Raw genomic sequence first — 9,661 nt, 5'->3', positions numbered from 1 at the left:
GGGGCCGGCGCCTGGGCGGGGGTGCCCGCGCCCGGGTTGAGCAGGCCGGTGGTCTGCGAGACCGGGCCGCCGACCGCCGGCGCCTTGCTCAGGCTGCCGGTCAGGCCACCGGTGTCCGGCAGCGCGCCGGTGGGGAGCGCGCTGAGACCGCCGGCGGCGGCCGAGGCGGTCCCCGCGGCGGCCGCCGCGATGGCCAGGCCGAGCGCGGCGGTACCGGCAGCCTTGAGAGTGGCCTGCTTCATGAGTGCGTCCTCGTGTCCTCGTCGGTCCGGTGCCGGGCAGCCGGGGGCAACCCACGGGTGTGCCGCCGCACCGGTGTCAGCAGTGACTGGCCCACCGTAGACACTCGGCCGGACGCGGACCAAAGACGGCTAATCCCTGGGAGTGAACCGTCATACCGTATGAGCGAACGGATGTGACGATTCGTCAGCACCTCCCGGGATCAGGCCGCGCCGCCGAACAGCCACTCGGACCTGAGCTCCGCGTACCCCGGCTTGATCACCTCGTTGATCATGGCCAGCCGCTCGTCGAAGGGCAGGAAGGCCGACTTCATCGCGTTGATGGTGAACCACTGCATGTCGTCCAGCCCGTAGCCGAAGGCCTCGACCAGGTGGGCGAACTCACGGCTCATGCTGGTGCCGCTCATCAGCCGGTTGTCGGTGTTCACCGTGACCCGGTACTTGAGCCGGGTGAGCAGGCCGATCGGGTGCTCGGCGTAGGAGCTGGCGGCCCCGGTCTGCAGGTTGGAGGTGGGGCACATCTCCAGCGGGACCCGCTTGTCGCGCACGTAGGCGGCGAGCCGGCCCAGCTGCACCGAGCCGTCCTCGGCCACCGTGATGTCGTCGGTGATCCGCACGCCGTGGCCGAGCCGGTCGGCGCCGCAGCACTGCAGCGCCTCCCAGATCGAGGGCAGGCCGAAGGCCTCGCCGGCGTGGATGGTGAAGTGGTTGTTCTCGCCCTTGAGGTAGTCGAAGGCGCCCTGGTGGCGGGTGGGCGGGTAGCCGGCCTCGGCGCCCGCGATGTCGAAGCCGACCACGCCGTTGTCGCGGTGGCGGTTGGTCAGCTCGGCGATCTCCTGCGAGCGGGCCGCGTGGCGCATCGCGGTGATCAGGGTGCCGATCCGGATCCGGTGGCCGGCCGCCCGGGCGTTGGCCTCGCCGAGGCGGAAGCCCTCCTGCACCGCCTCGACGACCTCGTCCAGGGTCAGGCCGCCCTCCAGGTGCTGCTCGGGGGCGTAGCGGACCTCGGCGTACACCACGCCGTCGGCGGCCAGGTCCTCGGCGCAGTCCGCGGCGACCTTGATCAGCGCCTCGCGGGTCTGCATCACGGCGCAGGTGTGCGCGAAGGTCTCCAGGTAGCGCTCCAGCGAACCGGAGTCGGCGGCCTCGCGGAACCAGGTGCCCAGCTTGGCCGGGTCGGTGGTGGGCAGGCCCTGGTAGCCGGTGGCGGCGGCCAGCTCGACGACGGTCTCGGGGCGGAGGCCGCCGTCCAGGTGGTCGTGCAGCACGACCTTGGGAGCGCGGCGGATCTGCTCGGCGGTGGGGATGCGCGGGGCCGTGGTGCCCGCGGGGACAGAGGTCTGCTTCTCCATTGCGGGAGTGTAAGGCCTACGCGCGTAGATTCCTAACGGCCACACCCGCTTCCGGCGAGCTTCACCCTCGGTCCGTCCGGTCGCCGCCGCGCCCGCGGCCGGGCGTCACCCGTGGTCCAGCAGCCGCCCGCGCCGGGACAGCGCGTAGTCGCGGAAGGCGGCGGCCGGCGCGGTGAGCGGCCGCCCGGACAGCCAGGCCAACCCGATCACCCGCCGGGTGCGCGGCGCGGTGACCGTCAGGTCCACCACCCCCGGGCGCGGCACCAGCCCCGGCGGCAGCAGCGCCACCCCGAACCCGACCGCGACCAGGCCGCGCAGGGTCTCGGCGTCCTCGCCCTCGAACGCGATCCGCGGGGTGAACCCGGCCTCGGCGCAGAACTCGTCGCTGATCGCCCGCAGCCCGTACCCGGGCGCCACCGCGACGAACGGCTCCTCGGCCACCTCGGCGAGCCGGATCCGGCGCCGCCCCGCGAGCCGGTGGTCGGCCGGCACCGCCAGGTGCAGCACCTGCTCGTCCAGCGGACGGGCCGTCAGGTCCGGGTCGGCCGGGATCGGCGAGACCAGGCACAGGTCCAGCTCGCCGGCCCGCATCCGGTCCTGCATCGAGGCCGAGTAGTCCTGCACCAGCTGGAACCGGACCCGCGGGTGCTCGGCCCGGAAGCCGCGCAGCAGTGCGGGCACCACGTCCGTCCCCAGGGTGTGGAGGAACCCGAAGGCCACCCGCCCGGTCTCCGGGTCGGCCTCGGCCCTGGCCGCCTGCGCCCCGCGCTCCAGCTCCGCCAGCGCCCGCTCGGCCGAGTCCAGCAGCAGGCGGCCGGCCCGGGTCAGCCGCACCGCGCGGCCCTCGCGCCGCAGCAGCGCGACGCCCAGCTCCGCCTCCAGCCGGGCGATCGCGCGGGACAGCGTGGGCTGCGGCACGCCCAGCTCCTCGGCGGCCCGGGTGATGTGTTCGAGCCGGGCCACGGCGGCGAACCGGGCGAGTCGGGGAGCCAGCAGGGCGGCGGTGGATTCATGCAGCACAGTATGGATTCTCGCTCATTCATGCATTGGACGCATCGAACGGGCCGGGGCTACGTTCGTGTCATGCCTGCTGCCGATACCAGGGCATCCGCCGCCTCGGATGCCCTCGCCCCCGATCTGAGGCTCCGCCCCGGCCACCGCGACTTCCGCCGCTCCAACCTCGCGCTGTTCGCCGCCGGGATCGCCACCTTCGTCCTGCTCTACTCCACCCAGGGTCTGCTGCCGCTGCTCTCCGCCGACCTGGACCTGACCCCGGGTCAGGCCAGCTGGACCGCCAGCGCCGCCACCCTCGGCCTGGCCCTGGCGCTGCTGCCGGCCAGCGCCCTCTCCGACCGGTTCGGACGCACCGCGGTGATGACCGCCTCGGTGCTGGCCGCCTCGGTGATCGCGCTGGCGCTGCCGTTCGCCCCCGGGCTCGGCACCCTGGTCGCCCTGCGCGCCCTGCAGGGGGCGGCGCTGGCCGGACTGCCGGCCACCGCGATGGCCTACCTGGCGGAGGAGGTGCACCCGAGCGCGCTGGCCTCGGCGATGGGGCTGTACGTGGCCGGCAACAGCATCGGCGGGATGGGCGGGCGCCTGGTGGCCGGCTGGGCCGGGGCCGCCTGGGGCTGGCGCTGGGGGCTGGCCACCTCGGCCCTGCTGGCGCTGGCGGCGGCGGGCGCCTTCCGACTGCTGATCCCCCGGGCCCGGCACTTCCGGCGCACCGCGGTGGACGCCGGGGCGTTGGCCCGCACCGTCGGCCGGCACCTGCGCGATCCGCTGCTGCTGCGGCTGTACGCGCTCGGGATGCTCTTCATGGCCGTCTTCGGCGCCGTCTACACCACGGTCGGCTTCCGCCTGATCGCCGCCCCGTTCCACCTGCCGGAGTCGGTGGCCGCCTCGATCTTCGTGGTCTACCTGGTCGGCACCGCCACCTCGGCCGGTGCGGGCCGCCTGGCCGGGCGCCTCGGCCGGCGCGGAGCGCTGTACGTCGCGATCGGCTGCACCGCGGCGGGCCTGCTGCTCTCCCTCTCCGCCTCGCTGGCCGGCGTCCTGCTCGGCCTGGTGCTGATCACCGCCGGCTTCTTCGCGGGCCACGCCACCGCCTCGTCGGCGGTGGGCCGCACCGCCACCCACGGCCGCGCCCAGGCCTCGGCGCTGTACCTGATCGCCTATTACCTGGGCAACAGCCTCGGCGGGACCCTCGGCGCCGACGCGTACCACGCGGTGGGCTGGCCGGGCTCGGCGGCGGTCGGTCTGACCGCGATGGCCCTCGCCGCAGGGGTCACCCTGTACGCCACCCGGCGCGCGGCGGCGGCCCGGCGGACGGCGGTGGCGAGCACCCTGGCAGCGTGACGCGCCGTGCGACCTGGCCCCGCCCCGGGCGCGGTCCGGTGCCGGCGGCCCGGCGGCCCCGGCAGCTCCGAACGGCGGCGCGGCGGCCGTTGGCACTGGGTACGCTGCCGGTATGAGCATCGACGCCGAGACGTTCGCCAAGCTCCGCGCCATCGCCGACCAGTTGCCGCAGGTCCCAGGACTCGGCGCCATAGAGATTGCTCATGGCCAGATCGTCATGATGATGTCGCCGGTCAAGCGCCACGAGCTCGCGATCCTCCAGGTCCAACGTCAGCTCAGCTCGCAACTCGCGGCCACACACCCGGGGTACATCGCCTACGCGGGGGCAGATCTGGAGGACAGCGGCCTGGGACGTCTACGACGACCGGATCTGATGGTCTTCCCGGAGGCGACCCTCCGCGGCGAGGAGGCTGCGGTGCTGCCGCACGAAGTGTTGCTGGCCGTGGAAATCGTGTCCCGCAGCAACCCCGAGAACGACTACGACGACAAGGTCCGCGACTACGCCGCGATGGGCATCCCGCACTACCTGCTGGTCGACCCGCGGGACGGCACCGGCATCGTGCACTCGCAACCCGGCTACACCTCCCGCGAGAAGTTCGTCTTCGGCGACCGGATCGCCGTCGGCCCCTGGACCATCGACACCGACTCGCTGCTGACCTACGCCGCCCCGTCCTCCTGACCGCATCGCGAAACCCCCTCGCCGCCCCGTGGCCACCTCGCTAGGGTCTGGACCACCTAGCGGGGAGGGGCGATGACGACCGCGACCAGGACCACGGGCGCGCCGGCCGGCAGCATGGCCCGGATCGCCGACGCCCTGCGCGGGCGCAGCTTCCGGTGGTGGTTCCTGGGGCAACTCACCTCCGCCTCCGGATCGATGACGCAGGCGGTGGCCGTCTCCTGGTTCGTGCTCGCGCAGACCGGGAACGCCGAGTGGCTGGCCGCCGTGACCGTGTGCAACTGGGGGCCGATGCTGCTGCTGGGCCCGTGGGCCGGGGTGCTGGTGGACCGGCTGGACCGGCGGCGGCTGCTGCTGGTCACCCAGGCGCTGTTGCTCGCCGTCGGCCTGACGCTCGGTCTGCTCGCGGTGTCCGGCCGGCTGAACCTCTGGCTGGTGCTCGGCGCCACCGTGCTGACCGGTGTGGTCACCACCGTGGACTCCCCCGCCCGGCAGGTCTACGTGGTGGACCTGGTCGGCCGGGAGGCGGTGGCCAGCGCGGTGGGCCTGTGGGAGGTGGCGCTGAACGGCTCCCGAGTGATCGGCCCCGGGATCGGCGGCCTGCTGCTGGCCACCAGCGGCCCGGCGGCCTGCTTCGCGGCCAACGCGCTCTCCTACTGCGCGCCGCTCTTCGTGCTCGCCCGGCTGATCCCGCCGAGCGGTGCGGAGCAGTCGGCCGGGACGAGGCCGGGCCACCGGGTGCGGGCCCGGGACGGCTTCTCCTACGCCTGGCGCACCCCGGTGATCCGGGCCCTGCTGCCGATGGCGGCGGCCAGCGGACTGATCTTCTCGATGAGCACCTCGCTGCCCGCCCTCGCCGTGCGCACGCTGCACCTGGGCGGCGGCGGCTACGGCGCTCTGATGGCCGCCTTCGGGGCGGGCGGGCTGGTCGGGGCGCTGCTCGCGGCGAGCCGTCCGTCACCGGACGGGGTGCTGGTGCGGTGGCTGGCGCTGGCCGCCGTCGGCTCGGTGCTGGCGGTGGCCTGGGCGCCGTGGGTGCCGCTCGCCTTCGCCGCGATGGTGGCCACCGGGGCCACCTCGATCTGGTTCATCGCCTGCGCCAACACCCTGGCCCAGCTGCGCACCACGGCCGAGCTGCGCGGCCGGGTGATGGGCCTGTGGGGCGCCTCGATCACCGGGACGCTGCCGGTCACCTCACTGCTGCTCACCTGGACCGCGCAGCACGTGGGCCCGCGCGAGGGCTTCTCGATCTCCGCGGTGGCGCTGGCCGGCGCCACCCTGCTCGGGTGGCGCGGCCTGCGCGAGTAGCGGGCGGGCTCAGCCGGCCTCGGTGAGGATCTTCAGGGTCGGCGGCCCGGCCAGCAGTTCGGCGGTGCGGCCCAGCGACTCCTGCAGGTGCGCGCTGCCCAGGTGCGCGTCGAGCGCGGCCCGGTCCGCCCACTCCTCGACCACCACCCAGCTCGCCGGATCACCCGGGTCCACGAAGTTCGTGTAGGACAGGCACCCCGCCTCGGCCCGACTGGCCGCCTCGGTCTTGGCCGCCTGCTCACGGAACTCCGCCACCCGCTCCGGCCTGACCTTCAGCACGGCGATCACATGGACCCGCTCGGACACCTGGGACTCCCCTCGTTCGCGATCCGACACCCGGTCAACATCCTGAGCCCGGCCCTGCTTCCCGACCGGAGGCTCCGGTCCGGTCACCGCCCCAGCCTGCGGAAGGCCGAGCGGGCCCAGGCGTAACCGAGGGCGGTCAGGCCCAGGCACCAGGCCACCGCCACCGGCCCGGCGCTGCCGATCCCGGCGCCCAGCAGCAGGCCGCGCAGGGTCTCGATGACCGGGGTGAACGGCTGGTACTCGGCGAACCAGCGCAGGCCGACGGGCATCGTGGCGGTCGGCACGATCGCGCTGCCGAAGAAGGGCAGGAACTGCATCGGCATCGGCAGGTTGCTGGCCGACTCGGGTGTCTTCGCGACCAGGCCGATCGCCGCGGCGATCCAGGTCAGCGCGAACACCAGCAGGGTCAGCAGACCGGTCGCGGCCAGCCACTCCACCACGCCGGCGGTCGGGCGGAAGCCCATCGCGAGGGCCGCCCCGACCACCAGCACGATGCTGGCCATGGTCTGGATCACCCCGCCGACCACGTGGCCGGTGAGGAAGGAGGCCTTCGAGATCGGCATGGTCCGGAACCGGTTGACGATCCCTTCGGTCTTGTCGGTGCAGACGCCGATCGCGGCGCCCAGCGAGCCCCCGGTGGCCGCCATCAGGATGATCCCGGGGGCCAGGTAGTCGATGTAGTGGCCGCCGGCCGCCTGACCGCCGATGCCGGCGCCGAGCGCGCCGCCGAAGGCGTAGTTGAAGATCAGCAGCAGGACCACCGGCATCACCACGACCGCGAAGGTCAGCGACGGGTAGCGCTGCGCGTGCTTGAGGTTGCGCCGCACCATGGTGGTGGAGTCGGCGAGGGCGTGGGACAGGCTGCTCATCGCGCGTGCTCCTTGCGGCCGGTGAGGGTGAGGAAGACGTCGTCGAGGTCGGGGGTGTGCACGGTGAGCGACTCGGCGCGCACTGCGGCGGCGTCCAGGGTGTCGAGCACGGCGCGCAGCGCGGTGACCGAGGCGTCGCCGGGGACGCGCAGCGCCAGCGCCTCGTCGTCCCGCGCCGAGGCGGCGAACAGGGCCGCGGCGGCGTCGAGTTCGGCCGGGTCGGCGAACCGCAGCCGCAGGTGGCCGCCGGGGATCAGCCGCTTGAGCTCCTCGGCGGTGCCCTCGGCGATCAGCCGGCCGTGGTCCAGCAGGGCGATCCGGTCGGCGAGCTGATCGGCCTCTTCGAGGTACTGGGTGGTCAGGAAGACGGTCACCCGCTCGCGCTCGACCAGGTCGCGGATCAACTCCCGCATCGTCCGGCGGCTGCGCGGGTCCAGCCCGGTGGTCGGCTCGTCCAGGAAGATCACCCGGGGCTCGCCGACCAGCGTCATCGCCAGGTCCAGCTTGCGGCGCATGCCGCCGGAGAAGGTGGCGGCCGGTGTGCGGGCGACCTCGGCGAGGTCGAACCGGTCGAGCAGGGCGGCCGCCCGGCGCCGGCCCTCGCGGCGCGGCAGGTGCTGCAGGTCCGCCATCAGGAGCAGGTTCTCCTCGGCGGTGAGCAGGTTGTCCACCGCGGCGAACTGGCCGGTGACGCCGATCGCGCGGCGCACCGCGTCGGGGGCGGCGGCCAGGTCGTACCCGGCCACCTGGGCCGCGCCCGCGTCGGCGGGGATCAGGGTGGAGAGGATCTGCACGGTGGTGGTCTTGCCGGCCCCGTTCGGGCCGAGCAGGGCGAAGACGGTGCCTTCGGGGATGTACAGGTCGATGCCGTCGAGCACCACCTTGTCGCCGTAGGACTTGGCCAGGCCGACCGCGCTGATCGCGGCCGGGAGTGCGCTGCCGGCGCCGGCGGGGGCGGTACTGCTGCCGATCGTGCTGGTCACGGAGCTCGCCTCTCGGGGATCGGGATCGGGGATCAGTGGGCGGGATCGGTGGGCGGTGGGCGGGGGCGGGTCAGGCGCGGTTGATCACGATGTCGCCGAGACCGGTGCGCAGCCGCAGCTCGACGGTCCGCTCGGCGTCCTGCGGGCCCTCGGCGGACCCGAGCGCGTTGCGCACGGTGCCCAGGCCGGTGGAGGCGTCCACCCAGGCCGCGGTCCGCTCCCGGATGCCGATCTCGATCTCGCCCATCCCGGTGTTCGCGACCACCTGGCCGCCGACCACCTCGCCGATCCGGACGGCGCCGTTCGAGGTCTTGGCCTCGACGTTGCCCGCGGCGCTGCCGATGGTGATCCGGCCGTTGGCGCTCTTGGCCACCAGCTGGCCGGCCACCTCGCGCACCGAGGTGTCGCCCATGCTGTTCTTCACCGTCGCGGCGCCGAGCAGCCGGCCGAGCTCGATCCGGCCGCCGCCGTTCACCTCGACGTCCCCGGTGGCCAGCTGCACCGTCACGTCCCCGTGCGCGGTGCGCAGCACGGCGGCCGCGGCCTCGTCCACCAGCAGGTCGCCGGCCGCGGTCTTCAGCCGGCAGTCGCCGAGCGGGCCCTCGGTGCGGAAGTCGCCCAGCGCCAGGGTGCCCTGCACCTCGGAACCGGCCGGCAGCTCGACGGTGACGTCCACCGAGCCGACCTTGCCGAAGGGCGAGCGGTTCTTCGGACCCTTGACCAGCAGCCGGCCGGCCGCGTAGCTGACCGTGGTCCGCTGGGCGTACTGCACGTCGCGCTCGCTGGCGCCGTCGGCCGGCAGCACCTCGACCACGGCGTCGGTGCGGGTGCTCGCGGTGATCCGCACCTTGGCGACGTCGAACTCGATGGTGGCGGTGACCGGTCCGGTGGTCTCGTACGAAGGCATGACTGTCCCGTCCTCTTGGCTCGTGAAGGTGTTCCCGCAGGTCAGGCGGGTGAAGGTGAGAGTGGCTGCGGTGCCCGGGGTCGCCCGGTCAGCGCACCCAGCCGGTGAAGGTCTGGCCGCCGCGGCGGCGGGTGGTGGCGCCGGGGCCGCGGTCGGCGGGCTCCAGCGCGGTGGCGACGGCGCGGACCAGCCAGGCGTTGACCGACAGGCCCTCCTGGCCCGCCGCGTCCTCCACCCGGGACTTCAGGTGGGCCGGCAGTCGGAAGTTGATCCGGGCGGTACCGGTCTCGTCCCCCTCGGCCGGTGGCACCACTGGCGCCACCGATGGCATCGAAGGCGCCATCATGGCACCGTCCGACACCAGGTCGGCCGGCGGCAACGACACCACGAACTCCGGGTCCACCCCGCGCAGCCGCACGTCCACCGAACCGGGCGCCAACTCCTGCGTCACCTCGCCCATCGCGGCGGAGAGCGCACCGAGCAGGGTCAACCGGGCCGCCGACTCCAACGGCGCCGTGAGCCGCTCGGCCAGCTCGCGGGCATCCTCCCCACCGGCAGCCGCGGCGACCGCGAGCTCCCGACGGAGGTTCTCGACATAGGGCGTGAGGTCCATGCCTCAAATATGGCACCACTATGGCGCCATGTCCAGCCCATATGGCGCCATAG

The 9,661-nt window shown here is 73.9% G+C and carries 11 protein-coding genes; 3 read left to right on the top strand and 8 right to left on the bottom strand.

Annotated features, from left to right (window positions below; genetic code table 11):
* The 3 genes from ACFW1A_RS33825 to ACFW1A_RS33815 form a co-directional block, all read right to left on the bottom strand.
* Window positions 1–242 (bottom strand): hypothetical protein (locus tag ACFW1A_RS33825; protein WP_380415880.1); only part of this gene is annotated, 242 nt, incomplete at its 3' end.
* A gap of 200 nt (window positions 243–442) precedes the next feature.
* The gene (locus tag ACFW1A_RS33820; RefSeq protein ID WP_380415877.1) at window positions 443–1,591 is read right to left on the bottom strand and encodes an adenosine deaminase; all 1,149 of its coding nucleotides are present in this window, start codon (window positions 1,589–1,591) and stop codon (window positions 443–445) included.
* A gap of 105 nt (window positions 1,592–1,696) precedes the next feature.
* Entirely contained in the window at window positions 1,697–2,587 is an 891-nt protein-coding gene (locus tag ACFW1A_RS33815) for a LysR family transcriptional regulator (RefSeq protein WP_380415883.1), read from the bottom strand.
* Between the two features lie 87 nt (window positions 2,588–2,674).
* Here ACFW1A_RS33815 and ACFW1A_RS33810 point away from each other — a divergent pair, with 87 nt between their 5' ends.
* From ACFW1A_RS33810 to ACFW1A_RS33800, 3 genes are all read left to right on the top strand, one after another.
* The gene (locus tag ACFW1A_RS33810; protein WP_380415875.1) at window positions 2,675–3,946 is read left to right on the top strand and encodes an MFS transporter; all 1,272 of its coding nucleotides are present in this window, start codon (window positions 2,675–2,677) and stop codon (window positions 3,944–3,946) included.
* A 112-nt stretch (window positions 3,947–4,058) separates the two neighbouring features.
* Window positions 4,059–4,625 carry a Uma2 family endonuclease gene (locus ACFW1A_RS33805; RefSeq protein WP_380415873.1) on the top strand — a complete coding sequence of 189 codons (567 nt, stop codon included), beginning with the start codon at window positions 4,059–4,061 and terminating at the stop codon, window positions 4,623–4,625.
* Between the two features lie 72 nt (window positions 4,626–4,697).
* On the top strand, window positions 4,698–5,930 hold the full coding sequence (locus tag ACFW1A_RS33800) for an MFS transporter (protein ID WP_380415871.1): 1,233 nt from the start codon (window positions 4,698–4,700) through the stop codon (window positions 5,928–5,930).
* Between the two features lie 9 nt (window positions 5,931–5,939).
* Here the strand turns inward: ACFW1A_RS33800 and ACFW1A_RS33795 are convergent, their stop codons facing one another.
* From ACFW1A_RS33795 to ACFW1A_RS33775, 5 genes are all read right to left on the bottom strand, one after another.
* A complete protein-coding gene (locus tag ACFW1A_RS33795; RefSeq protein WP_380415869.1) occupies window positions 5,940–6,236 on the bottom strand; it encodes a putative quinol monooxygenase in 297 nt (98 codons plus the stop codon).
* A gap of 83 nt (window positions 6,237–6,319) precedes the next feature.
* On the bottom strand, window positions 6,320–7,105 hold the full coding sequence (locus tag ACFW1A_RS33790; RefSeq protein ID WP_380415867.1) for an ABC transporter permease: 786 nt from the start codon (window positions 7,103–7,105) through the stop codon (window positions 6,320–6,322).
* The gene (locus ACFW1A_RS33785; RefSeq protein WP_380415865.1) at window positions 7,102–8,088 is read right to left on the bottom strand and encodes an ATP-binding cassette domain-containing protein; all 987 of its coding nucleotides are present in this window, start codon (window positions 8,086–8,088) and stop codon (window positions 7,102–7,104) included. The genes ACFW1A_RS33790 and ACFW1A_RS33785 overlap by 4 nt, the downstream gene beginning before the upstream one ends.
* A gap of 70 nt (window positions 8,089–8,158) precedes the next feature.
* The gene (locus tag ACFW1A_RS33780; RefSeq protein ID WP_380415863.1) at window positions 8,159–8,995 is read right to left on the bottom strand and encodes a DUF4097 domain-containing protein; all 837 of its coding nucleotides are present in this window, start codon (window positions 8,993–8,995) and stop codon (window positions 8,159–8,161) included.
* An 88-nt stretch (window positions 8,996–9,083) separates the two neighbouring features.
* On the bottom strand, window positions 9,084–9,608 hold the full coding sequence (locus tag ACFW1A_RS33775) for a hypothetical protein (RefSeq protein WP_380415861.1): 525 nt from the start codon (window positions 9,606–9,608) through the stop codon (window positions 9,084–9,086).
* Window positions 9,609–9,661 lie beyond the last annotated feature (53 nt).

The organism is Kitasatospora sp. NPDC058965, assembly GCF_042741245.1.
Classification (GTDB): domain Bacteria; phylum Actinomycetota; class Actinomycetes; order Streptomycetales; family Streptomycetaceae; genus Kitasatospora.
Note: the sequence above shows the minus strand (reverse complement) of the source record. Positions and strands in the feature narration are given on the sequence as shown.